This window comes from Streptococcus mitis (assembly GCF_022137125.1).
Lineage (GTDB): Bacteria > Bacillota > Bacilli > Lactobacillales > Streptococcaceae > Streptococcus > Streptococcus mitis_CE.
The window spans coordinates 17,345-42,010 of the sequence record NZ_JAKNEQ010000009.1 but is presented as its reverse complement, the minus strand read 5'-3'; the positions used below and the strand labels follow the sequence as shown (position 1 = coordinate 42,010).

Here is a 24,666-nt window from a genome sequence, read left to right as displayed (position 1 = left end):
CTGATATTGTATTATTTCTTTAATTCTACCAAATTTTCATTGATTCGGCGATAGATTGTTGTCAAGTCAAGCAAGCCTTCCTCGACAGCTGGTGTCAATTGATCTTCAGTCATACGCCAAGACCAGTTTCCACCAAGGGTAGATGGGAAGTTCATACGAGCTGCCTCATCCAATTCTAGCAAATCTTGCATAGTTGCAATTGCCATGAAGCTAACTGATGAAAAGACTGTACGAAGCATAGCATGTGGCACTGTTTCGTATTCTTTACGGTTAGTGTAGCGAGCCATGTATTCACGAGTCGCATCATCGATCTCGTTACGGTACCAACCAAGGACCGTATTGTTATCGTGTGTTCCGGTGTACATAACTGAGTTAGCAGGTGCCAAGTGTGGACTATCGATACTTTCGTCTTCTGGGTTGAAGGCAAATTGAAGAATCTTCATTCCTGGGAAGCCAGTACGTTCACGCAATTCGATAACTTCGTCTGTCATGAAACCAAGATCTTCTGCGATGATGTTTATCTCACCAAGCTCTTCCTTAACGGCTGCAAAAAGCTTGTAGCCAGGACCTTTCACCCACTCACCAGGTGCTGCTGTATCAGAACCAGCAGGGATTTCCCAGTAAGATTCGAAACCACGGAAGTGGTCGATACGAACGATGTCGTAGATTTTGAAGCTTTCACGCAAGCGTTCAATCCACCATTTGTAGCCGTCTTTGTCCATTGCTTCCCAGTCATAGATTGGGTTACCCCAAAGCTGACCAGTTGCAGAAAATTCATCTGGTGGGCATCCTGCGATGCAAGTCGCCTTACCGTTGACATCTGTCTTGAAGAGATGTGGATTTGCCCACATATCGCTTGAATCTTCCGCTACGTAGATTGGCATGTCTCCAACGATTTCGATGTGGTTGTCGTTAGCGTAAGCTTTCAATTTCAACCATTGTTGGAAGAAGAAGTATTGAGTCACACGGTGGTAAACCAACTTGTCTGCCAATTGCTCACGGTAGCTTTCAAGTGCTGAAGCTTTACGAGCACGAGCATCTGCATCTGGCCATTCAGTCCAAGCAAGATTGTCAAAATGCTCTTTGATAGCCATATACTCTGCAAAGAGTTCAAGCCATGATTGGTTGTCTTGAGCAAATTTCTCAAAATCTTTAACATCTCCTACTTCCAAGAAACGTTTTACCGCTTTTTCTAAAAGAGGACGACGTGCATAGTAGATTTTCGCATAGTCAACTTCAGATGCATCGCTACCAAAGTCAACCCCTTCAAGGTCACTTGCTTGCAACAAGCCTTGTTCCACCAAGATATCTAAATCGATAAAATGAGTGTTCCCTGCAAAGGCTGAGAAAGATTGGTAAGGAGAATCTCCGTAACTAGTTGTTCCTAGTGGAAGGATTTGCCAGTAACGTTGTTTTGTGCGAACCAAGAAATCAACGAAGTCGTAAGCACTTTTACCAAATGATCCGATTCCGTATGCCCCTGGAAGAGAAGAAATGTGCATCAACACACCACTTTGACGTTTTTTCATAATAAGCACCTCATGTGTTTATAGTTAGATATTACATTTTTATGAACGCAAACGTTTGCGCTATTACTAGTATAGCTTATTTTCTTGATAAATGCAAGCGGTTTTAGATAACTTTTTTTTATTATTTTTTAAAAAATTTTTCTTCTTACTCGTATATATATTCTTTCAGGAAACAAACAAAATAGGAATACGGGTTTCACTTATCTCATTAAGCAAAAATAAAGTGAGAATCCTCCCTGCTTTCCATTTGTAAATTAGGCAATCGTTTTCTCAACTTTTTTTAAATTTAAAACAAAACCGATTTTTGGGATTTTCTACTATTATATGACGATGAAGCGTTTACTTTTTTCACAATTTTTTTAAAAATTTTTACAAAAAACACTTGCAACCGCTTTCCGATTGTGCTATACTAATCCCATAAAGGAAAACGTTTGCGTTTCCTCATTATAAAATTTGTTATTCTTTAGGAGGAATACACTATGTCATCTAAATTCATGAAGAGCGCTGCTGTGCTTGGAACTGTTACACTTGCTAGCTTGCTTTTGGTAGCTTGCGGAAGCAAAACTGCTGATAAACCTGCTGATTCTGGTTCATCCGAAGCGAAAGAACTCACTTTCTACGTTGAAGACCAATATAAAGCCTTTGCTGAATCAGCTGCAAAAGCTTACGAAAAAGAAGCTGGCGTAAAAGTTACCATCAAAACAGGAGACCAAATGGGTGGGCTTGACAAACTTTCTCTTGACAACCAATCAGGTCAAGCTGCTGACGTTATGATGGCTCCATACGACCGTGTAGGTAGCCTTGGTACTGACGGACAACTCTCAGAAGTGAAATTGAGCGACGGTGCTAAAACAGATGATAAAACTAAATCTCTTGTGACAGCTGCTGATGGTAAAGTTTACGGTGCTCCTGCTGTTATCGAGTCACTTGTTATGTACTACAACAAAGACTTGGTAAAAGAAGCTCCAAAAACTTTTGCTGACTTAGAAAACCTTGCTAAAGATAGCAAATATGCCTTCGCTGGAGAAGATGGAAAAACTTCTGCTTTCCTAGCTGACTGGACAAACTTCTACTATGCATATGGACTTCTTGCTGGTAACGGTGCTTACGTATTCGGACAAAACGGTAAAGACGCTAAAGATATCGGTCTTGCAAACGACGGTTCTATCGCAGGTATCAACTACGCTAAATCTTGGTATGAAAAATGGCCTAAAGGTATGCAAGATACTGAAGGTGCTGGCAACTTAATCCAAACTCAATTCCAAGAAGGTAAAACAGCTGCTATCATCGACGGACCTTGGAAAGCCCAAGCCTTTAAAGATGCTAAAGTAAACTACGGTGTTGCAACTATCCCAACTCTTCCAAATGGAAAAGAATATGCTGCATTCGGTGGTGGTAAAGCTTGGATTATCCCATCAAGCACTAAGAACCTTGAAGGCGCTCAAAAATTTGTAGACTTCCTTGTTTCAACTGAAGAACAAAAAGCCTTCTACGATACAACTAACGAAATCCCAGCTAACACTGAAGCTCGTACATATGCTGAAGGTAAAAATGATGAGTTGACAACAGCTGTTATCAAACAGTTCAAGAACGCTCAACCAATGCCAAATATCTCTCAAATGTCTGCAGTTTGGGATCCAGCGAAAACTATGCTCTTTGATGCTGTAAGTGGTAAGAAAGATGCGAAAACAGCTGCTAACGACGCTGTAACATTGATCAAAGAAACAATCAAACAAAAATTTGGTGAATAAAAAATTTGTTCAAGGGGGGTGGAAATCAAATCCCCCTTTGAATTTATCAATCAAAAACATATATAGTTTAGGTTTTAATTAGAAACCAGTATCCTATGAAAGGAGTTATTATGGAAAAGCAACAACCTAGTAAAGCAGCTCTGCTGTCTATCATTCCTGGGTTAGGACAGATTTACAATAAACAAAAATCCAAAGGTTTTATATTCCTTGGTGTAACCATCGTATTTGTCCTTTACTTCCTAGCACTTGCAGCCCCTGAATTGAGCAATCTCATCACTCTTGGTGACAAACCAGGTCGTGATAATTCCCTCTTTATGCTGATTCGTGGTGCCTTCCATTTAATCTTTGTAGTTGTTTATGTACTCTTTTATTTCGCAAATATCAAAGATGCACATACAACTGCCAAACACATTAACAATGGCATACCAGTAGCACTTACCTTTAAAGAAATGATCAAAGGAATCTATGAAAATGGTTTCCCTTACCTCTTGATCATTCCATCTTATGTTGCCATGACTTTTGCGATTATATTCCCGGTTATCGTAACCTTGATGATCGCCTTTACCAACTATGACTTCCAGCACTTGCCACCAAACAAATTGTTGGACTGGGTTGGTTTGACCAACTTTACGAACATCTGGAGTTTGAGTACCTTCCGTTCTGCCTTTGGTGCCGTTCTTTCTTGGACTATCATCTGGGCTTTGGCTGCCTCAACTTTACAGATCGTCATCGGTATCTTCACAGCTATCATTGCTAACCAACCATTTATCAAAGGAAAACGTATCTTTGGTGTTATTTTCCTTCTTCCTTGGGCTGTTCCAGCCTTCATCACTATCTTGACATTCTCAAATATGTTTAACGATAGTGTCGGAGCCATCAACACTCAAGTATTGCCAATCTTAGCTAAATTCCTTCCTTTCCTTGATGGGGCTCTTATCCCTTGGAAAACAGACCCTACTTGGACTAAGGTTGCCTTGATTATGATGCAAGGTTGGCTTGGATTCCCATATATCTACGTTTTGACTTTGGGTATCTTGCAATCTATTCCTAACGACCTTTACGAAGCAGCTTATATTGACGGTGCCAATGCTTGGCAAAAATTCCGTAACATCACTTTCCCAATGATCTTGGCTGTTGCGGCACCTACTTTGATTAGCCAATATACCTTCAACTTTAACAACTTCTCTATCATGTACCTCTTCAATGGTGGAGGTCCTGGTAGTGTCGGAGGGGGAGCTGGTTCAACTGATATCTTGATCTCATGGATCTACCGTTTGACAACAGGTACATCTCCTCAATACTCAATGGCGGCAGCTGTTACCTTGATTATCTCTATCATTGTCATCTCAATCTCTATGATCGCATTCAAGAAACTACACGCATTTGATATGGAGGACGTCTAAGATGAATAACTCAATTAAACTCAAACGTAGACTGACTCAAACCCTTACTTACCTCTACTTAATTGGCCTATCAATCGTGATTATCTATCCACTGTTGATTACCATCATGTCAGCCTTTAAAGCAGGTAACGTCGCGGCCTTTAAACTCGATACTAACATCGACTTCAATTTTGATAACTTTAAAGGACTCTTTACTGAAACCCTATACGGTACTTGGTATCTCAACACTTTGATTATCGCCTTAATTACTATGGCTGTTCAAACAAGTATTATCGTACTTGCTGGTTATGCTTACAGCCGTTACAATTTCTTGGCTCGTAAACAAAGTTTGGTCTTCTTCTTGATTATCCAAATGGTTCCAACAATGGCCGCTTTGACAGCCTTCTTCGTTATGGCACTTATGTTGAACGCCCTTAACCACAGCTGGTTCCTCATCTTCCTCTACGTTGGTGGTGGTATCCCAATGAATGCTTGGCTCATGAAGGGCTACTTCGATACAGTGCCAATGTCTCTAGACGAATCTGCAAAACTAGACGGTGCAGGACACTTCCGCCGCTTCTGGCAAATTGTTCTTCCACTGGTTCGCCCAATGGTTGCCGTACAAGCTCTCTGGGCCTTCATGGGACCTTTCGGGGACTACATCCTCTCTAGTTTCTTGCTTCGTGAGAAAGAATACTTTACTGTTGCCGTAGGTCTCCAAACCTTCGTTAGCAATGCGAAGAACTTGAAGATTGCCTACTTCTCAGCAGGCGCTATCCTCATCGCCCTTCCAATCTGTATTCTCTTCTTCTTCCTACAAAAGAACTTTGTTTCAGGACTTACAAGTGGTGGCGACAAGGGATAATATATCCCCGCCACCCTTTTTCATTTTAAAACTTGTTACTGTAAAAATATCCTTGTAGCAAGCAATTTGTCTCCTAGACTTGAAATAAAGTACATTTCTCTATATAATAATACTCATATAGAAAACACCTTTTAGAAAGATACAAATGCTTCCATATCCATTTTCATATTTTTCAAGTATTTGGGGATTTCGTAAGCCCCTGTCCAAACGTTTCGGACTCAACTGGTTTCAGCTTCTCTTTACCAGTATCTTCCTTATCAGCTTATCTATGGTACCTATTGCCATCCAAAACAGCTCACAGGAGACTTATCCGCTAGAAACCTTTATCGATAATGTCTATGAACCATTGACAGATAAGGTTGTCCAGGATCTCTCTGAACACGCTACAATTGTTGATGGTAAATTAACTTATACTGGAACAGCTAGTCAAGAGCCTTCTATTGTGATCGGTCCAAGTCAAAGCAAGGAATTACCTAAGGACTTGCAACTGCATTTCGATACGAATGAGCTAGTCATCAGCAAAGAAAGTAAAGAACTGACCCGTGTCTCTTACCGAGCGATTGAGACTGAGAGTTTCAAAAGTAAAGACAGCTTGACCCAAGCCATTTCTAAAGACTGGTACCAGCAGAATCGTGTCTATATCAGTCTCTTTCTAGTTCTCGGTGCGAGCTTCCTCTTTGGTTTGAATTTCTTTATCGTCTCTCTAGGAGCGAGTCTTCTCCTTTATATCACTAAGAAATCACGCCTCTTTTCATTTAGGACCTTTAAAGAGTGCTACCATTTTATCTTGAACTGTTTAGGATTACCAACTCTGATTACACTTATTTTGGGACTCTTTGGCCAAAATATGTCAAACCTCATCACTGTACAAAACATTCTTTTTGTTCTGTATCTGGTCACTATCTTTTATAAAACGCATTTCCGTGATCCAGATTACCATAAATAGGAGATTTTTATGCCCGTTACGATTAAAGACGTGGCCAAGGCTGCTGGTGTTTCACCTTCAACCGTAACCCGTGTTATTCAAAACAAATCAACCATTAGCGACGAAACAAAAAAACGTGTTCGTAAGGCTATGAAGGAGCTCAATTACCACCCCAACCTCAACGCTCGTAGTTTGGTAAGCAGTTATACCCAAGTTATCGGCTTGGTCCTTCCTGACGACTCAGACGCCTTCTATCAAAATCCTTTCTTCCCATCTGTCCTCCGTGGTATCGCCCAAGTCGCCTCTGAAAACCACTATGCTATTCAGATTGCAACAGGTAAAGATGAAAAAGAGAGACTTAAAGCGATTTCTCAGATGGTCTATGGTAAGCGTGTAGATGGTTTGATTTTCCTCTATGCCCAAGAAGAGGACCCTTTGGTTAAGTTAGTAGCAGACGAGCAATTTCCTTTCCTTATCTTAGGTAAATCACTATCTCCCTTCATTCCACTTGTCGATAATGACAATGTCCAAGCTGGTTTTGATGCGACAGAGTATTTCATCAAAAAAGGATGCAAGCGAATTGCCTTTATCGGAGGTACTAAGCGACTCTTCGTAACACAAGACCGTCTGACAGGTTACGAGATGGCTCTAAAACAACACCAACTTCCTCTCGATACTAATCTGACTTGCTTTGCTACTGAATTTCTTGAAGATAATGGTTATCGCTTTAGTAGACTTCTCTTCAAACACGATTCAAATATTGATGCTATTATTACCATTGATAGTCTCCTTGCTGCAGGGGTCTGTGATTACATCGCAAAACACCAACTGGATGTCCCTGTCCTCAGCTTCGACTCAGTCAATCCCAAGCTCAACTTGGCGGCCTATGTTGATATCAATAGTTTGGAGCTTGGTCGTGTTTCCTTTGAAACTATCCTCCAGATTATCAGCGATGCTAAAAGCAATAAGCAAATTTGTTACCGTCAGTTAATTGCCCACAAAATTATCGAAAAATAAAAACCAGCTCGCGCTGGTTTTTTTGATTACTAATTATCTGTTTCAACGAATCGTCCCAAAATATGGACATTCTCAGATACAGAGACAAAGGCGCTTGGATCCACCTGTTTCATAATCTGTTTAAATTCATTAAACTCTGCACGTGTAATGACAGTGATTAAAACTGCCTTTCTTTCGTGATTATAGGTTCCTTCTGCATCGTGGATCATGGTTGCACCGCGGTGCAATTTTTTATGGATTTTTTCAATTACCTTCTCTGGATGATTGGTCACAATCATGGCCTGCATCCGTTTTTGCTTGGTAAAGACAGCGTCTGTGACACGGCTAGAGACAAAGATGGTAATCATAGAGTAGAGAGCGTATTCCCAACCAAAGGTCAAGCCTGCTATCAGCATGATGGTCCCATTTACCAAGAAAGAAATACTACCAACATTCTTACCCGTTTTCTTGCGAATAGTCAGGCTGACGATATCCGTCCCACCACTGGAGATATTGTTTCGAAGAGCAAAACCAATCCCCAAGCCCATGACAACACCCCCAAAAAGGGCATTGATAATGGGATCCTCCGTCAAGGTCGCCACAGGGACAAACTGGATAAAGAAGGAACTCATGGATACCGTTATAAAGGTAAAGACGGTGAACTTATGCCCAATTTGATACCAAGCCAAGACCATCAAAGGAAAATTAATAGCGTAGAAGGTTAGCGAAATCGGAATATGAAAACCAAACCAGTGATTACTCAAGGCAGAGATAATCTGTGCCAGACCTGTCGCACCACTCGAATACACATGCCCCGGTTGGAAAAAGAAATTAACCGCCACTGCTGATAAAAAACCATAGACCAGAGAAGCCGAAATCTTCTCATCATATTTTTCCCGAGAGATGCTTTGTAAGACACGTAAAATTTTTATCTGATGAGCAAAGCGGCGCAGATAATAGCGCCACCGCTTAATTCGTTTTGCTTGTTTCATCTTCTTCTATTTGTAAGCTGAGTTCCTCTAGTTGTTTGAGAGCTACTGTTGAAGGAGCTTGCGTCATTGGGTCAGTTGCCTTGTTGTTCTTAGGAAAGGCAATGACTTCACGGATATTTTCTTCTCCTGCTAAGAGCATGACAAATCGGTCAAGTCCGATAGCCAAGCCACCATGTGGTGGGAAACCATAGTCCATGGCTTCAAGAAGGAAGCCAAACTGATCATTTGCTTCTTCGGCTGAAAAACCAAGAGCCTTGAACATACGTTCTTGAAGGTCTTTTTGGTTGATACGAAGGCTACCACCACCAAGCTCATAACCGTTCAAGACGATATCGTAAGCAATGGCACGAACCTTCGCCAAATCACCTTCTAATTCGTGAGCAGTCTCTTCCTGTGGAAGCGTGAATGGATGGTGGGCGCTCATGTAGCGGCCTTCTTCTTCAGACCATTCAAACATTGGCCAGTCAACCACCCAAAGGAAGTTGAATTTATCACTATCAATCAAACCAAGCTCTTTGGCAATACGTCCACGAAGGGCACCAAGCGTTGCATTGGCCACTTCAAGCGTATCTGCCACAAAGAGAACCAAGTCCTTGTCTTCAAGAGCAAGCGCCGTTGTCAATTCTGCTTGGATGCCAGTCAAGAATTTAGCAACTGGTCCGTTTAATTCTCCATCAACAACCTTGAACCAAGCAAGGCCTTTGGCACCATATTGTTTGGCTACTTCAGTCATCTTGTCGATGTCTTTACGTGAATAGTTGTCCGCAGCGCCTTTGACTACAATTGCTTTTACAGCAGGTGCTTCTGAAAAGACTTTAAAGTCTACACCTTTGACCACTTCTGTCAAGTCCTGAAGCAACATGTCAAAACGGGTATCTGGCTTGTCAGAACCGTAAAGCGCCATCGCATCATCATATTTCATACGAGGGAATGGAAGCGTCACTTCGATGCCTTTAGTTTCTTTCATCACGCGCGCAATCAAACCTTCTGTGATATCTTGGATTTCTTGTTCAGTAAGGAAAGACGTTTCCAAGTCAACCTGGGTAAACTCAGGCTGGCGGTCACCACGCAAGTCCTCGTCACGGAAACATTTAACGATTTGATAGTAACGGTCAAAACCAGCATTCATCAAGAGCTGTTTCGTGATTTGTGGACTTTGAGGAAGAGCGTAAAAATGCCCTTTATTAACACGAGACGGCACCAAGTAGTCACGCGCCCCTTCAGGAGTTGACTTAGAAAGGAATGGTGTCTCCACGTCGATAAACTCCAACTCATCCAAGTAGTTGCGGATAGAGTGGGTCACCTTGGCACGAAGTTTGAGATTTTCCAACATTTCTGGACGACGAAGGTCAAGGTAACGGTAACGCAAACGTGTATCGTCATTTGCCTCAATGCCATCCTTAATCTCAAATGGTGTTGTCTTAGCTGTATTAAGTACTGTCAGAGCTGTCACGTTTAACTCAACTGCACCTGTTGGCAACTTATCATTGGCTTGCTCACGCGCAGCGACCTGACCTGTCACCTCGATAACAAATTCGCTACGAAGGCTCTCAGCTGTTGCCATGACCTCTGCAGATACTTTTTCAGGGTTGATAACCAACTGCATGATTCCTTCACGGTCACGAAGGTCGATAAAGATTAAACCACCAAGATCACGACGACGGCCAACCCATCCTTTCAAGGTTATTTCTTGTCCGATGTGTTCCTCACGAACACGACCAGCATACATACTACGTTTCATTGTTTCTCTCCTCTTTTATTCTGTTACTATTTTACCATAAAAGCGCAGGCTCTTCATGAAAATCAGCAGAAAAGTTTGTCAGTCTTTAAAAATCAGGTAAAGTCCCTAAAAATTAGCGCCCATACAAAAATCCGATGAACTTCACCGGACTCTTTTATTTTGAATTGTTGCCTGCTTTACGCTTTTCAGCAATTTCAGCTGCCTTTCGAGGCAAGACAATTTCCGTTGTATAAGCTGTCCCAAAGCGCAAGACTCCTGCAATAGGGGCAAAGACAACTGCTAGATAGTTGTAGAAGAAATCGCCCTTAAAGGCATAAGCTAGCGCTCCAATGATGAAAAATAGAACAACTGCTTGAATCACTGCTAATAAAATTACTCGTTTCATGTGACCTCCTGACTCTATTATAGCATGAGAATCATCAAAAAGCTGACTAAATTATTCAAAGCGTGGAGAGAAATACTGTAGACCAGACCTTTTCTGCTAATATAAGCCAAGCCCAAGCTAAAACCAAGACTAGCATAAACTAAAAACTGTTGCAAAGTTCCTGGAGAATGAATCAAGGCAAACAGAACACTCGATACCAGAAGGAAAAGCAGAGTTTGTTTGCTATTGTCCTGCTTAGGAAAGAGATAGCGTGCTAACATCCCTCTAAAGATAAGTTCTTCCGTCAAAGGAGCAAAAATAACGACCGCAAAGAATGAGAAAAGTGGTTGAGACAAGGTCAAGTCTGTCGCTATTTGTTGATTTACCGAAGGATCATCTGGCAAGAAAAACTGGACAACCAGAGATAAGAACCAAACCAAGGCAGGGAGCCAAATAAATCGGTTAAAGCCACTCTTCTCAATATGAACAGGAGCTTTCTGATACCATTTGTAAATGCCGTACACATAAACTCCAGCCAAGGCCACATAGAGTAGGGTAACAGCATAGGGTGAAGCGCCTAAGGCAAGCGAAGAGGTCGCCAACCCCTGAATAAAGCCATAGATAAAGAAAAAGGATAGAAGGGCTAGAAGAAACCAGCCAAAGTTTTTAAGTAATTTCATAAAGGTCTCCTATCTTGCTTTATAACTGTTTTTCAATACAAAGAGGTTTGCTATTCCTAACACAAGTACCCAGGCAAGTAACATGCCGATGTTAGAAAAAGATATTTCTCCACCTTTTTTATTTAAAAGATTTACAATAGGACCGATGAACGAATAATCCAACACTTTTTGAGCCGTATCATTTTGAAGAGCAATTATAGGTAAAAAAGAGACAATTAACATAGGGAAGATACTATAAACTTGCGCTTTAGATTGAGTATCTGATACCGCACCGATTAGAATGTTGATAAAAATAATACTAATCGTTGCTAGGAGCAAATAGATAACGTAGGCAAATAAATAACCAGATAGATCTACTTTAAGATAGATGGGAAGTACAATCATAGCAAGTAACATTATCAGAATAGGGAGAACAAGCATACTGAAAGTATATTCTGTTGCTGTCACACCACTTAGAATGAGTGATTTAAGATTGCGTTTTTCCTTATCTTCTGCCATCATAATCGATACCATATAACCACTTCCCATACTCAAGACCATGGTCAAACTCGTAGAGAGGAGAAACATACTCAATTCTCCATTCTTATTCATGAATTCATTATATAAAACAGCAATACCAAAAGGCATCAATAGAGTCGCCAACAAAGTTGAATTGCTGATAAGAACTTGTAATCTTAACCATAGTAGGGCATTTAATTTTCTAAACATCTAACTTTTCTCCTGTTAATCTGATAAAGATTTCTTCTAAAGTGGGCTCACAAGAGTGAACCATCATCAAATCTGTCGTGTCTAAATGTGGCAATTCTTCAAATGGAACTATCTGTTCTCGTCCATCATTATAAACCACACGTACTTTCTTATCCACATGGTACTTCTGGATAATATCTTGCGGACTTCCATACTCTATTAAATTTCCCTTATTCAAAAGAGATAAGCGATCACAAAGCAGAGTTGCTTCATTCATATCATGCGTTGTCAGAAAAATAGTTGTCCCCGCCTGCTTTAATTCTTGAAGTAGGGTATGAATCATCTTAGATGTTGTAGGGTCTAAACCACTGGTTGGCTCATCTAGAAAGAGAATCTTTGGAGCATTCAGAAGGGCACGAGCCAAGAACATTCGTTGTTTCATTCCAGTAGATAGTTTTTCTGCGATAATATCTTTAGCATCTGCCAATCCAACCTGTTGGAGCACCTGATTTACTCTATCTGACTTGAGACCATATAACTTAGCATAGATGAGAAGATTTTTGTAAAGACTCATCTTTTCATAAAAACCACTGCCATCACTAACTATACCGATTTGTTCCAAATCATTTGAGGTTAAATCTTGAGAATTCTTGCCTAACAAAATTGTTTTACCTTGATCGGCAGCCAACTGTCCTGTTAAGACGTTGATCATGGTTGTTTTACCTGAGCCAGAAGGTCCAAGAAAACCAAAGATTTCACCTTCCTTAATCTCAAAAGAAATCTGATGAAGAGCTTTTTTGCTCCCAAAACTTTTGCTTACATTTTCAACACGAATCATAGAAACTCCTTTATTTGAAATAGCGTTTTACCATAGGTAACTGCATCACATTGATATAAATATGGATTGCTCCTACAAGCAAGAAGGCTAGTAACTGAATCTCTCCTGTCAGTAAGGAAAAGAGAGCAATTAGAATGTAGAGACCTGGCAAGACATACTGATTTAGTTGGAATAAAATCCGAAAACTCTGTTCCAAATTAGCCTGGCGCTCCCCTTCATCGTAAGAATTGATAAAGTCCATGACATCCTTTGGTGTAGAGAAAAATGCCAAATCAAACTGACGAACAATCGCAATGGTCTTAAAAAGATATTTTTGAGCATTTAAAACTAACACTAACCCCAAAAAGGAAAGGGATAAGGTTATATGGCTTATATCGAGTACAATTACTTCACTTCCTGAAATGAAGAGAGCCAATAAAATCGCTACGCTTGCACTATTAAAAGCAATAGTTCCAAACTCGAGATTCCGATACATCTGCACATAATAGCTTTCATTCAGATCATCATCCATTTCCTCTTGATACAAGGAGTGAAATTTTCTGCTTTTCTTTAAGAAATTGAACGTCAAAAGAATGCTAATGAAACCTAATACTAAACCAATAGCTGATATCCATGGTATCAAGATTTTTACATCTAAAATAATTTCGTGGGATTCGGCACCAGCCTTCAACATATCTACAAATATGTACAAGAAACCTCCCAAGACAATAGACATTAAAAATAACAAGCCACCTTTCTTATTCTTTTTCATATTCATTCTCCTTTTTCACTTGCTAAATTTTGGGATTTCTTTTCAATCCATTCAATTACTGGTATGAGGGCAAAGTAGGCCCAAATAAATTGGTTACTTTGATAGGGACTAAACCAGCCTAAGTCTATCCCAATCAATAGAAACACGCTGACTAATAGAACTGTGACCACTACATAATAAATCACTTTGTACTTGTTCATCACTCGTCCTCCTCCAAGCGAAATACCGATTCGACTGTTTCGTTGAAAATTTGAGATATTTTCAGGGCAATGATAATGGACGGGGTGTACTCATCCCGTTCTAGTAGGCTAACGGTCTGTCTGGAAACCCCTGCTAGCTTAGCCAGTTCGGTTTGGTTGAGACCATCGCGAGCTCGAAGCTCTTTTAGACGATTTTTAAGCATTCCTTTCTCCTTTTCTCTTAACTTGAATTTATTGTAACATATCTTTTTCTTTTTGACAAGCATATTTGTCAAAAAGTTTATGATTTTTGTCATTTTGCAAAAGAAAAAGGTCAGAGTAGTTTTCTGACCAGTTTGTCTATCATTAAAAGCCTAGTTTTTCAAAGATTTCTGAGAAGTTTTGGCTGATTGTCTCAAGTGATACTTGCAATTCTTCTCGGGTTTGGTTGTTCTTAACCGTTACTTGTCCGCTTTCGACTTCACTCTCTCCTAAGGTGATGAGGGTCTTAGCCGCAAAGACATCGGCTGACCTGAACTGAGCTTTTAGTTTACGATTGAGGTAATCACGCTCTGCTTTGAAACCTTGTTGGCGAAGAGCTTGGACCAACTCCAAGGCCTTGACATTTGCTCCATCACCCAAGACTGCGATATAGACATCTAGGGCGTTTTCGATAGGGAGGGCCACACCTTGCTTTTCAAGAATGAGAAGCAGGCGCTCTACACCAAGTCCAAAACCAAAGCCAGCAGTTTCCGGGCCTCCAAAGTAAGAAACCAAACCATCGTAACGACCACCTGCACAGACTGTCAAGTCATTGCCCTCAATCTCAGTGATAAACTCGAAAATGGTGTGGTTGTAGTAGTCCAGACCACGCACCATATTGGTATCGATGATATAGTCTACTCCAAGATTTTCCAACATCTGACGCACAGCATCAAAATGAGCTTGACTTTCTTCATCAAGGAAGTCCAAGATAGAAGGCGCATTCTCTACTGCTACCTTGTCTTCTTTTTCCTTAGAGTCCAAGACACGGAGAGGATTTTCCTCCAAACGACGCTGGCTATCCTTAGATAAGGTCTCCTTGAGCGGTGTCAAATAGTCAATCAAGGCTTGGCGGTAGGCCGCGCGGCTCTCAGGATTTCCAAGAGTGTTAAGGTGCAATTTGACACCTTGGATATCGATTTCTTTCAGGAAATGAGCTGCCATAGCAATGGTTTCCACATCAGTAGCTGGATTGCTAGATCCAAAACACTCAACACCAATCTGGTGGAACTGGCGCAAACGCCCTGCCTGTGGACGCTCATAGCGGAACATAGGGCCCATGTAGTAGAACTTACTTGGCTTTTGTACTTCTGGGGCGAAGAGTTTATTTTCCACGTAGGAACGGACAACGGGCGCTGTTCCTTCTGGACGGAGAGTAATATGGCGATCACCCTTGTCATAAAAGTCATACATTTCCTTGGTTACGATATCCGTTGTATCTCCGACAGAACGGCTGATAACCTCGTAATGCTCAAAAATAGGCGTGCGCACTTCTGCATAGTTGTAGCGCTTGAAAATCTCACGGGCAAAGCCCTCAACGTACTGCCATTTGGCAGATTCAGCAGGTAAAATATCCTGCGTTCCTTTTGGTTTTTGTAATTTCATAGGGAATCCTCTTTAAACTTAATAGTCTTATTTTACCATAAATAGAGGGATTAAAACAGTAAGAGAAGAAAATTAGGATTTATACTCAATGAAAATCAAAGAGCAAACTAGGAAACTAGCCGCAGGCTGTACTTGAGTACGGCAAGGCGACGTTGACGTGGTTTGAATTTGATTTTCGAAGAGTATTAGATATCATTTTTGAGATTGAGACCTGTCAAAAAAATAGCTATCAAGGAAAGACCAACAAATAGCATCCAAGCCAACTGTATATTCCATACGGCTACAAGTGAAAAACAGGCTGTTCCCACAGGTATGGATAAGGTAAACAATAGACCTAAAAAATTACTGGTACGAGCTAGAACCTCTGGAGCTAGATTTTTCATGAGCATGGCACTAATCTTTGGTTGAACTTTACCAGACACATATAGAGTTGAAAAGAGAAATAGCAAACCAAGTACGACTTGATTGAATACGTTAGCCAGACCAACTAGACTGAGTCCTACGGTCGCCCACATCATCAATCTAGGCAGGGACTGCTTCCCAAAATAATCATTGCCCGTAAGGCTACTGATGATGACTGCTACTAAAGCGCCGACTTGACTGATAAATAACGCCTCTGTGTAAGAAAAATTCAAGAGAGAATGGCTCAACAAGAAGATATTGTAGATGCCTCCTAAGGAACCACCCAAGGCATTGATAAGCAAGACAGCAAAGATCATGAATCCAAAGTTTTTCTGTCCACCTTTAAGAAAAACAAGGCGTAAATTCCGATAAATCGTTAGGAACTGGTCTTTGATAGAAAGCTTCTCATTTTTTAGTGATTCACCATCAGGAGATGAAATTGACAGGCTCAATTTGCTTTTTCCTAAAAAGAGGATGACGGCTGATACTAGGAAGAAACAGGCATTGATTCCCGCAACGAGGGAAAAATTGTTGACCGATAGCCCTAAGAGCCAGACTCCAAAAGCTTGACCACCAATAGCTGAAATATAGGTAATGAACTGGGAAAAAGAGTAAGCCTCCATCAAATCATCTTCAGCTACTTTTTCCTTAATGAGAGGCATGCGCAAACCACCTGCAAAATCACTGATGACATCACTAATGACATTGATTAAACACAGGCTAGAAAAGGCAAAGAGACTAGCTTGCTGAACAACTAGGGCTGCTAGAAAAAATAAAACCGCCTGAAACAAACCGCTATAGACCATCCATTTGACCTTGGCCCTCGTGTAATCTGCCCGAATCCCTACAAAAACTGTAAAGAGAGTCGGAACAATCATGACAATATTCGCCATAGCAACAGCAAAAGAGGCTTGTGGCAAGGTCGATGCATAGACGATAAAGACCAGGTTGAAAATCGAAGCACCAAAAGCATTGAAGAAGCGTGACAAAGTCAAGAGACGATAAGCTTGATTTCTAAACAATAGTTTCATAGATAATCTCCCTTCTTGTTCGAAGTTCTATATGAAGTATGACTACAGTATAGCACTTAGAAATTGAAAGGGAAAACTTTTGAATATATGCAACACACAAAATAAGCAAAACAACGATAAAATCTCTTTGATGACATGAGAGAGATCAACAATTCTATCGCTTAAAATTTTAAATTATTTTCTTAGTTTGCAGATATTCAACAATCGGTCGTATTTCTGTAGTATTCAGCAGATTTGTTGCAACCAAGCATCTCAAAAATACGGACAGCATCCTCCATCTTTTTCTGCCCTTCCTTGACTCTGCCTTGCTTGCTATCAAGGAGACCTTCCGCCCACAAATAGACAATTCGGAAATAGGTCTCATTTTCCTTGTAAAAATGCTCTTTGATGACACGTTTAAAATAAGAGGCATTGGTGAATTCTTCACACTCAATACTGGCTAAAAAACCATTCAATAGCATGGTGTGAAAAAGGTTTCGATTACCAGACATTTCCATTAGAAAATCAGATTTACGGACCATTTCTCGTACATATCTAGTAAAAAGAGAAACAGATAGAAATGGTGAACTGACTGAAAATAAATTGAGTTCATAGATTCCCCAGATCTCGGTAGAAAACAAGTAGTCATGAAGGACTTTCGCTTCCTCTGCCGTTAACTCTACCGTTTCATCCATACTCTTCATATAAGACTTGATAATAATGGCATTTAGAATATGCTTCTGCTTGTTTTGAGAATGGGCATGCTTTTGATATTCCTTGCGATACAGGTCTTCAAGAGGTGCTATATTCTTTATATCCAAGACATCTAGGATTTCTTTTCTCAACTCAGAATCAGTATCATACTGAAAACCTCTCGCCAGAAAGAGGATTTCCTCTACACTGGCAGATATATTTTCTAGGGCAAATAGAAACTTTTCCACCGAAAGCTCACTCTGACCAGTTTCAAATCGGGACAACATAGACGGAGAAAATTGTCCCCCAGTTGCTTGTCTCAGCGAGATATTTCTTGACTCTCGTAATTGTCTAAAAACTTTTCCAATCTGCTCCATAGACTTCCCCTTGATTCCGTATTTTCTTCATTTTATCATATTTTTCAGAAAATTCATCAAAAACTTGCCAAATTGTCAGAATTATGAGAAAATAGAGGATATTTATCATGTGGAGGGACTGTAATGAGAGACGATATCAAAATCAATGACCGTGCTTTGGCCTTGCAAGACCAAATTATCGAAAAACTAGAGAAGGTTTTTGATACAGATGTGGAATTGGATGTTTACAATCTAGGGTTGATTTATGAAATCAATCTGGATGAAACAGGGCTCTGTAAGATTGTCATGACCTTCACCGATACTGCCTGTGATTGTGCCGAAAGCCTGCCTATCGAAATCGTTGCAGGTCTGAAACAAATCGAGGGTATCGAAGATGTCAAGGTTGAAGTTACCTGGTCGCCTGCCTGGAAGATTACACGAATCAGTCGCTACGGCCGTATTGCCCTTGGACTGCCACCTCGTTAAGCAGGTAAATCACTTTTGAAGATGAAAAGAAGCAAGCCGAAGTTGGCTTGCTTTTTGATACTCAATGAAAATCAAAGAGCAAACTAGGAAACTAGCCGCAGGCTGTACTTGAGTACGGCAAGGCGACGTTGACGTGGTTTGAATTTGATTTTCGAAGAGTATGAGTTTATTTTTTACCTGACTTGTCCATATTCCAGAAGTCTGTCACGGCTCCTCGTGAAGCAGATGATACGATATGGGCGTATTTACCGAGGACACCACGACTGTAAAGTGGTGGCAAGGTTGTTTCTGCCTTGCGTTTTTCAAGTTCTTCTTCGGATACGGCCATGGAAATTTCTTTGGTATCTTGGTCAACCGTAACGATATCACCTGTACGGAGGTAGGCAATCGGTCCACCATCCTGAGCTTCAGGAGCGATATGTCCAACAACCAGACCATAAGTACCACCAGAGAAACGGCCGTCTGTCAAGAGGGCAACCTTGTCTCCTTGACCTTTACCAACGATCATTGATGAAAGTGACAGCATCTCAGGCATACCAGGACCACCTTTAGGTCCAACGAAACGAACAACAACTACATCGCCATCAACGATTTCATCTGTCAGAACGGCCTGAATAGCATCTTCTTCTGAGTCAAATACTTTAGCTGGTCCAACGTGACGACGCACTTTAACACCTGATACTTTAGCAACCGCACCGTCTGGTGCAAGGTTCCCGTTCAAGATGATAAGCGGACCATCTGCACGTTTTGGATTTTCAAGTGGCATGATGACTTTTTGACCTGGAGTGAGGTCTGCAAAGTCAGCTAAGTTCTCAGCAACAGTCTTACCAGTACATGTGATACGATCTCCGTGAAGGAATCCATTTGCCAAGAGATATCTCATAACCGCAGGGACACCACCGACTTCGTAGAGGTCTTGGAAAACATACTGACCAGATGGTTTTAAGTCGGCCAAGTGAGGCACACGCTCTTGGATCGTATTAAAGTCCTCAAGTGACAAGTCAACATTGGCAGCATGGGCAATGGCAAGCAAGTGAAGAGTGGCGTTTGTAGAACCACCGAGAGCCATAGTCACAGTAATGGCATCTTCAAAGGCTTCACGAGTCAAGATATCTGATGGTTTGAGACCAAGTTCCAACATCTTAACAACAGCACGTCCTGCTGCTTCGATGTCTTCTTTCTTGTCAGCTGATTCAGCTGGGTGAGAGGATGAACCTGGCAAACTCATACCGAGAACTTCAATAGCTGTCGCCATGGTATTAGCAGTGTACATACCACCACAACCACCAGGGCCAGGGCAGGCATTACATTCAAGACGTTTCACATCCTCAGCCGTCATGTCACCGTGATTCCATTTTCCGATACCTTCAAAAACAGAAACCAAGTCGATGTCTTTGCCATCAAGATTTCCCGGTGCAATGGTTCCACCATAGGCGAAAATAGCTGGGATATCCATATTAGCAATAGCAATCATAGAACCAGGCATGTTCTTGTCACAGCCACCGATAGCGACAAAGGCATCGACGTTGTGACCACCCATCGCCGCCTCGATAGAGTCCGCGATGATATCACGAGATGTCAAAGAGAAACGCATACCAGGCGTTCCCATAGCAATCCCGTCCGCTACAGTGATAGTCCCAAACTGCACAGGCCAAGCACCTGCTGATTTGACACCCTCTTTAGCCAATTTCCCGAAATCATGCAAGTGAATGTTACATGGTGTATTTTCCGCCCAGGTCGAAATAACCCCTACAATCGGTGTTTCAAAGTCCTTATCTGTCATACCAGTCGCACGAAGCATAGCACGGTTTGGTGATTTAACCATACTATCATAAATGCTACTGCGATGACGTTTAGCTAATTCAGTCATTTGTTCCCTCCCATTTCAGTTTTTACTATTATAGCACATTTTAAAAGCAATGAACAGAAGAAAATTCTTGAATTTTCAGAAAATTTCGATTAATTCGGTTGATGACCTTTTAATTTTTTCATTTTTTTTGTCAAGTAACTTTACTTTACAAAAAAAATGTGTTATCCTAGTATGGTTGATGAAAATCAGTAGATTGAATCGAATATAAATACCTAAAGGAGAAATCAAAATGGCAGTACCTGCACGTCGCACTTCAAAAGCGAAGAAAAACAAACGTCGTACACACTACAAAGTAACAGCTCCATCTGTAAACTTTGACGAAACTACTGGAGATTACTCACGTTCTCACCGTGTATCACTTAAAGGATACTACAAAGGACGTAAGATCGCTAAAGCTGCATCAGCTGAATAATAGAAGGGAGATACCATGCGCGTAAATATTACACTTGAACACAAAGAATCTGGTGAACGCTTGTACCTTACTTCTAAAAACAAACGTAACACTCCAGACCGTCTTCAATTGAAGAAATACTCACCAAAACTTCGCAAACACGTTGTGTTTACAGAAGTTAAATAAGCATACCTAACTCAAAACGCCTTACTGGGCGTTTTTTGCTTTATTAGTTAGCAATCTATAGCTTTTCAGGAGAGATTTATGGCGTTTTATCTTTGGATGTTCCCTCTACTTTTTATCTTTCACGATATGGAAGAAATTATCGGTCTTGTCCCTTGGATTCATCTCAACGAAACCTTGCTGGCTCAAAAGGCTCCAGCTATTCTCAAGATTCACAAAGGAATTACAACAGAGGGATTTGCCCTTGCTGTTTTTGAGGAGTTTATCATTGTCTTATCCATCACTTTATTAGCGTATTTTAGTCAATCTAGAGCGCTCGAATTAGTTTGGTTGGGGGGATTTGTAGCCTTTGCACTTCATCTCTTTCTCCATATTGGACAATCAATTCTTCTTCGCAAGTATATACCTGCTCTGATCACTTCTATCCTTTGTTTTCCTATCAGTGCTTATTTGATTACAGACATTGTACATTTGTGGCGAGTTTCGACTAGCGAATTTTTCCTATTTTCACTAGTCGGTTCAGGCATCGTCGTCATCAATCTCCTCTTTGCTCTCTGGCTTGGGAAAAAGTATTCCGCCTGGCTTGTCCACAAAAACAAATAAAATCCCCTGCAAATCTACATTACAGGGGACTTGTGTATTATTCTTGTACTTCTTTCTGAGCGGCCTTTCCTTGGTTTAGAAGGGCTTGGACGATTTTCTCATCGCGTAGTTTGACAGAATCGTTGATCATTTCTGCGGACTTGACGATGGTTGTTTCTAGTTGGGCACGTTTCTGACGACCCAATTCAATAGCTGCGACGATACCTTGGTTTTGTGCAACCAGACTTTCAGCCAGTTTGGTAACAGACTCAACAGCTACTGTCGGGCTTTGGGCAATTCTCTCCATCTGCGGAATCACTTCCTTGCTGGTCTCAGCTAGCATCTGAAGGGCAGCATTATTGGCATTGACAATGGCATCTGCCACGACACCTGATTTCATTGATTGTTGCAAAATACCCAGTTGAGCAATAGAAAGCTTCATTGTAGGAATCGTATTGCGACGAAGCATGCCCAATTTTTGGCGCATATCAGATGACACCTTCACAAGATTGCGCATCTGAGGTGTTGTTGCCCAGGCAACATAGAGACGGCTGACATACTCAGTATGTTGTTGTTCAAGGGTATTGACCACTTCAGCCATGCGGGCCAATTCTTGTGATTTGGTTTGGTATTCTACCGTACTTGTATCGAGTTGGTCAGCTTGAGCTTTCAGTTCGGCAGCGCGATTACCAGCTTCTGTCTGGCTGGCTTCGATAAAAGAAATCACTCCCACTAGATTTTCAATGGATTTGGTATTGTCCTCAATCAGCATCTCAGCTGAAACGATATTTCGAGCTAAGACATCTTCTTGCTTGACCACTGCGGCAGCCATGCCATCCAGCTTTTGCTCTACTGTTTTTGAGTCAAAGTAAAATTCTTGTAAGGTATTCTTACTCTTGTTAAACAATCGTTGCAAAAAGTTTGGCTTCTCTTCTAACTCAGCAATTTCAGCGTTCTTGTATTTGACTACAAAGCCTTGCAACTCACGGTTGGTATTCTTGAGTAAGTCATCCACTTGGGGAATCTGCAGTTTCTTTTGTTCTGACAAGATACGATTGACTGTATTGTTCACACCTTCTACAGCAGATTGTCCAAAATCCAAAAGAGCATTTTGATTGGTGACAAACTGGTCTACCAACTGGGGCACGTGCGCCTTGATTCCTTCTTGCTGCTCAGGGCTCAACTTTTCAAGGAAGGTCAAGGTCTTGTCTGAGCCAGTATTTGTCTCGATGATTTGGGTTGTTTTATCCACCTTAGCTACTGTATTATTAGCAATCTGGTCAATATCAAAATTAAATTCTGTCATGGTTACTCCTTTGTTTCTAACCTATTCTTTACGATCTTTTTCTAGGATACGCAGACTGATATCAAAATCACGCATATCTGTTTCATTGAGTTCTCTTAACACTTGGTCCAGCTCAAGGTCAAATTGTTCGATGGCCGCTTTAGCTTGCTCTAAGCGTTCTTCTGCTCGATTATAGTTTTTAGGATTGGCCTTAATCTTTAAATAGCCTTCTAAAATCGTTTTGAATTTCTCCATCTTCAAACTATGAATGGCCGTCAATTCTTCCTTATCCCCCTCGGCAGAGGTGGCAATCTTGTCTAAAATGGCCTGATGATCAATAGCAATATTAGCCAAAGTCTGAGACAATTCTGGAGCTAATTCCTCTGGCTCCGCATTTTCAAGATCTACTTGACTTTCTCTATCCAAACGTTCTAGCTGAACATCGATAGTTGCTCGTACTGTACGAACCTTTTTGTCAATACGGTTGTAGACATCAGTATCAATATAGGACTTGAGACGATCCGCCTCCTGATGTATTTCCCGCAGTTCGCTCAATACTTGATTGGCGAGACTCTTATAGGACTCTGAGCCTTTTTCTACTAAAGTTTCCTCTAGCTGCTGAATATCCCTGTCAGCCTGGCGAATGCGAGCTTTTAAAAGCTCAATCCGATCGTCTAGAGAACGATCCTGCAAAAGAGGATAGCGCCAACGTTTATAGAGGCGATAACCACCATAGCCTAGCAGTACACAAGCCGCAAGCGGAAGAGCATATTGAACCAAAAGGCCCAACAAGAACAAGAAGCCCCAAAAATAGAGACAGCCTTTCCAAAAACCATTACCCGATTTCATAAACATTCCTTATTTTCAATTTATAAGTCTATTTTAGCACAAAAGACAAAAATGAGGGCGGAAATCCCCTAGAAAAGAGTTGATTTCTTTGATGTAGAATGGAGCTTGGTAGCGCGTGGTCTAATTTCAGTAAAGCGGACTCAAACCACAAACACACTCTGAGTAATATCAAAAAAAAGCTTGAAATATCGGGGGTTATATGTTAGAATGAACTTACAATGTGAGTAAAGTTACAGCATATGTAACTAAAAAAGCCCCACCGTGCCACCGATGGGGTTTTTTGCTACCCTCTAAAAGGGTTAACCATTACTTCTTACGTTTCTTAAGCCATAACTTGAAAAGCTCAGATAATACGTTAATAAGTAACGGAGCTAGAAACACTGTGAGTAAAGTTTCTAACATATGTAACACCTCCCTTCCTTAAAGTGAGGGGGCCAAAATATTATATCATACCAGATTTATATCATCAACATCAGTCAATTCTTGGAATAGATAGACTTAGATACACAAATAATCTTACTAGCAAATCTCTATACAAACTCAGAAAGCAAGCTTTTAAGACAAAGCAAAAAGCCCACTGTTGTAGGCTTTCTGTAAGATATTTCTTAAAATTAAAGCATTTTGTTGTAGAATTCAACGACAAGTGCTTCGTTGATTTCTGGGTTGATTTCGTCGCGTTCTGGCAAGCGAGTTAATGAACCTTCCAATTTTTCAGCGTCGAATGATACGAATGCTGGGCGTCCAAGAGTAGCTTCTACTGCTTCAAGGATAGCTGGAACTTTCAATGATTTTTCACGAACTGAGATCACTTGACCTGGAGTTACGCGGTATGATGGGATATCAACGCGTTTTCCGTCAACAAGGATGTGACCGTGGTTTACGAATTGACGAGCTTGACGACGAGTAGTCGCAAGACCAAGACGGTAAACAACGTTATCCAAACGACGTTCCAAAAGAAGCATGAAGTTGAAACCTAGGATTCCGCCTTTGATTTTTGTAGCTTGTACGAACAAGTTACGGAATTGTTTTTCACCTACACCGTAAGTGAAACGAAGTTTTTGTTTTTCAGCCAATTGCAAACCGTATTCTGACAATTTAGAACGGTTGTTTGGTCCGTGTTGTCCTGGTACGTAGTTACGACGTGCCAATTCTTTACCTGTACCTGTAAGTGAAAGGCCAAGGCGACGAGCTTGTTTCCAAGATGGTCCTGTATAACGTGACATGTGAATGTC

General features: G+C 41.0%; 26 protein-coding genes. 9 read left to right on the top strand and 17 right to left on the bottom strand.

The annotated features are described in order from the left end of the window. Positions 1–11: 11 nt before the first annotated feature. A complete protein-coding gene (gene malQ / locus L0P31_RS08340) occupies positions 12–1,529 on the bottom strand; it encodes a 4-alpha-glucanotransferase (RefSeq protein ID WP_238096474.1) in 1,518 nt (505 codons plus the stop codon). A gap of 479 nt (positions 1,530–2,008) precedes the next feature. Between malQ and L0P31_RS08335 the strand changes: the two genes are divergently transcribed. The 5 genes from L0P31_RS08335 (at position 2,009) to L0P31_RS08315 (ending at position 7,469) form a co-directional block, all read left to right on the top strand. Next, on the top strand, positions 2,009–3,280 hold the full coding sequence (locus L0P31_RS08335) for an extracellular solute-binding protein (protein WP_004259122.1): 1,272 nt from the start codon (positions 2,009–2,011) through the stop codon (positions 3,278–3,280). Positions 3,281–3,390: 110 nt separating this feature from the next. Continuing rightward, entirely contained in the window at positions 3,391–4,683 is a 1,293-nt protein-coding gene (locus tag L0P31_RS08330) for a carbohydrate ABC transporter permease (protein WP_238096472.1), read from the top strand. Position 4,684: 1 nt separating this feature from the next. Next, on the top strand, positions 4,685–5,527 hold the full coding sequence (locus tag L0P31_RS08325; protein ID WP_020902368.1) for a sugar ABC transporter permease: 843 nt from the start codon (positions 4,685–4,687) through the stop codon (positions 5,525–5,527). A 145-nt stretch (positions 5,528–5,672) separates the two neighbouring features. Continuing rightward, positions 5,673–6,473, top strand: a complete 801-nt coding sequence (locus L0P31_RS08320) for a DUF1189 domain-containing protein (protein ID WP_020903392.1) — start codon at positions 5,673–5,675, stop codon at positions 6,471–6,473. 9 nt (positions 6,474–6,482) lie between these two features. Next, the gene (locus L0P31_RS08315; protein ID WP_238096470.1) at positions 6,483–7,469 is read left to right on the top strand and encodes a LacI family DNA-binding transcriptional regulator; all 987 of its coding nucleotides are present in this window, start codon (positions 6,483–6,485) and stop codon (positions 7,467–7,469) included. A gap of 29 nt (positions 7,470–7,498) precedes the next feature. On the opposite strand, the gene L0P31_RS08310 is transcribed toward L0P31_RS08315, so the two are convergent. The 12 genes from L0P31_RS08310 to rgg form a co-directional block, all read right to left on the bottom strand. Further along, a complete protein-coding gene (locus tag L0P31_RS08310) occupies positions 7,499–8,440 on the bottom strand; it encodes a YitT family protein (RefSeq protein WP_024057518.1) in 942 nt (313 codons plus the stop codon). After that, positions 8,418–10,181 (bottom strand): aspartate--tRNA ligase, encoded by a 1,764-nt coding sequence (aspS, locus tag L0P31_RS08305; RefSeq protein ID WP_238096468.1) that lies wholly within the window; start codon positions 10,179–10,181, stop codon positions 8,418–8,420. The genes L0P31_RS08310 and aspS overlap by 23 nt, the downstream gene beginning before the upstream one ends. Positions 10,182–10,335: 154 nt before the next feature. Then, positions 10,336–10,566 carry a hypothetical protein gene (locus L0P31_RS08300; RefSeq protein WP_000832185.1) on the bottom strand — a complete coding sequence of 77 codons (231 nt, stop codon included), beginning with the start codon at positions 10,564–10,566 and terminating at the stop codon, positions 10,336–10,338. A gap of 17 nt (positions 10,567–10,583) precedes the next feature. Next, positions 10,584–11,225 carry a CPBP family intramembrane glutamic endopeptidase gene (locus L0P31_RS08295; protein ID WP_238096466.1) on the bottom strand — a complete coding sequence of 214 codons (642 nt, stop codon included), beginning with the start codon at positions 11,223–11,225 and terminating at the stop codon, positions 10,584–10,586. 9 nt (positions 11,226–11,234) lie between these two features. Further along, positions 11,235–11,933: an ABC transporter permease gene (locus tag L0P31_RS08290; protein ID WP_238096464.1), complete on the bottom strand. Its 699-nt coding sequence runs from the start codon at positions 11,931–11,933 to the stop codon at positions 11,235–11,237. After that, positions 11,926–12,750 (bottom strand): ABC transporter ATP-binding protein, encoded by an 825-nt coding sequence (locus tag L0P31_RS08285; protein ID WP_033685325.1) that lies wholly within the window; start codon positions 12,748–12,750, stop codon positions 11,926–11,928. Before L0P31_RS08285 ends, L0P31_RS08290 begins: the two co-directional genes overlap by 8 nt. Positions 12,751–12,760: 10 nt before the next feature. Continuing rightward, positions 12,761–13,501 (bottom strand): DUF3169 family protein, encoded by a 741-nt coding sequence (locus L0P31_RS08280; protein ID WP_049515788.1) that lies wholly within the window; start codon positions 13,499–13,501, stop codon positions 12,761–12,763. 2 nt (positions 13,502–13,503) lie between these two features. After that, positions 13,504–13,701, bottom strand: coding sequence for a hypothetical protein (locus L0P31_RS08275; RefSeq protein ID WP_049515790.1), 198 nt, complete (start codon positions 13,699–13,701; stop codon positions 13,504–13,506). Then, positions 13,701–13,904: a helix-turn-helix transcriptional regulator gene (locus tag L0P31_RS08270; RefSeq protein WP_049515859.1), complete on the bottom strand. Its 204-nt coding sequence runs from the start codon at positions 13,902–13,904 to the stop codon at positions 13,701–13,703. The genes L0P31_RS08275 and L0P31_RS08270 overlap by 1 nt, the downstream gene beginning before the upstream one ends. 142 nt (positions 13,905–14,046) lie before the next feature. Continuing rightward, positions 14,047–15,327, bottom strand: a complete 1,281-nt coding sequence (gene hisS, locus L0P31_RS08265; protein ID WP_238096463.1) for a histidine--tRNA ligase — start codon at positions 15,325–15,327, stop codon at positions 14,047–14,049. A 185-nt stretch (positions 15,328–15,512) separates the two neighbouring features. Continuing rightward, positions 15,513–16,760: an MFS transporter gene (locus L0P31_RS08260; RefSeq protein WP_238096461.1), complete on the bottom strand. Its 1,248-nt coding sequence runs from the start codon at positions 16,758–16,760 to the stop codon at positions 15,513–15,515. Positions 16,761–16,957: 197 nt separating this feature from the next. Next, positions 16,958–17,809 carry a helix-turn-helix domain-containing protein gene (gene rgg / locus L0P31_RS08255; RefSeq protein ID WP_238096459.1) on the bottom strand — a complete coding sequence of 284 codons (852 nt, stop codon included), beginning with the start codon at positions 17,807–17,809 and terminating at the stop codon, positions 16,958–16,960. Between the two features lie 123 nt (positions 17,810–17,932). On the opposite strand from rgg, the gene L0P31_RS08250 reads away from it, so the two are divergent. Continuing rightward, on the top strand, positions 17,933–18,274 hold the full coding sequence (locus tag L0P31_RS08250; protein ID WP_001204052.1) for a metal-sulfur cluster assembly factor: 342 nt from the start codon (positions 17,933–17,935) through the stop codon (positions 18,272–18,274). A 166-nt stretch (positions 18,275–18,440) separates the two neighbouring features. Here L0P31_RS08250 and ilvD read toward each other — a convergent pair whose 3' ends face one another. Then, positions 18,441–20,144, bottom strand: a complete 1,704-nt coding sequence (gene ilvD, locus L0P31_RS08245) for a dihydroxy-acid dehydratase (RefSeq protein ID WP_023947583.1) — start codon at positions 20,142–20,144, stop codon at positions 18,441–18,443. Positions 20,145–20,373: 229 nt separating this feature from the next. On the opposite strand from ilvD, the gene rpmF reads away from it, so the two are divergent. The 3 genes from rpmF (at position 20,374) to L0P31_RS08230 (ending at position 21,321) form a co-directional block, all read left to right on the top strand. Continuing rightward, on the top strand, positions 20,374–20,556 hold the full coding sequence (gene rpmF / locus L0P31_RS08240) for a 50S ribosomal protein L32 (RefSeq protein WP_000290417.1): 183 nt from the start codon (positions 20,374–20,376) through the stop codon (positions 20,554–20,556). 15 nt (positions 20,557–20,571) lie between these two features. Then, entirely contained in the window at positions 20,572–20,721 is a 150-nt protein-coding gene (rpmG, locus tag L0P31_RS08235) for a 50S ribosomal protein L33 (protein WP_001265622.1), read from the top strand. Positions 20,722–20,799: 78 nt separating this feature from the next. Beyond that, the gene (locus L0P31_RS08230; RefSeq protein ID WP_004269670.1) at positions 20,800–21,321 is read left to right on the top strand and encodes an HXXEE domain-containing protein; all 522 of its coding nucleotides are present in this window, start codon (positions 20,800–20,802) and stop codon (positions 21,319–21,321) included. Positions 21,322–21,358: 37 nt separating this feature from the next. Here L0P31_RS08230 and L0P31_RS08225 read toward each other — a convergent pair whose 3' ends face one another. The 3 genes from L0P31_RS08225 to rpsD form a co-directional block, all read right to left on the bottom strand. Next, positions 21,359–22,606, bottom strand: coding sequence for a toxic anion resistance protein (locus L0P31_RS08225; RefSeq protein WP_049492672.1), 1,248 nt, complete (start codon positions 22,604–22,606; stop codon positions 21,359–21,361). A 21-nt stretch (positions 22,607–22,627) separates the two neighbouring features. Beyond that, the gene (locus tag L0P31_RS08220; protein ID WP_238096458.1) at positions 22,628–23,434 is read right to left on the bottom strand and encodes a coiled-coil domain-containing protein; all 807 of its coding nucleotides are present in this window, start codon (positions 23,432–23,434) and stop codon (positions 22,628–22,630) included. A gap of 611 nt (positions 23,435–24,045) precedes the next feature. Next, positions 24,046–24,657, bottom strand: a complete 612-nt coding sequence (gene rpsD, locus L0P31_RS08215) for a 30S ribosomal protein S4 (protein ID WP_000092756.1) — start codon at positions 24,655–24,657, stop codon at positions 24,046–24,048. Positions 24,658–24,666: the final 9 nt, after the last annotated feature.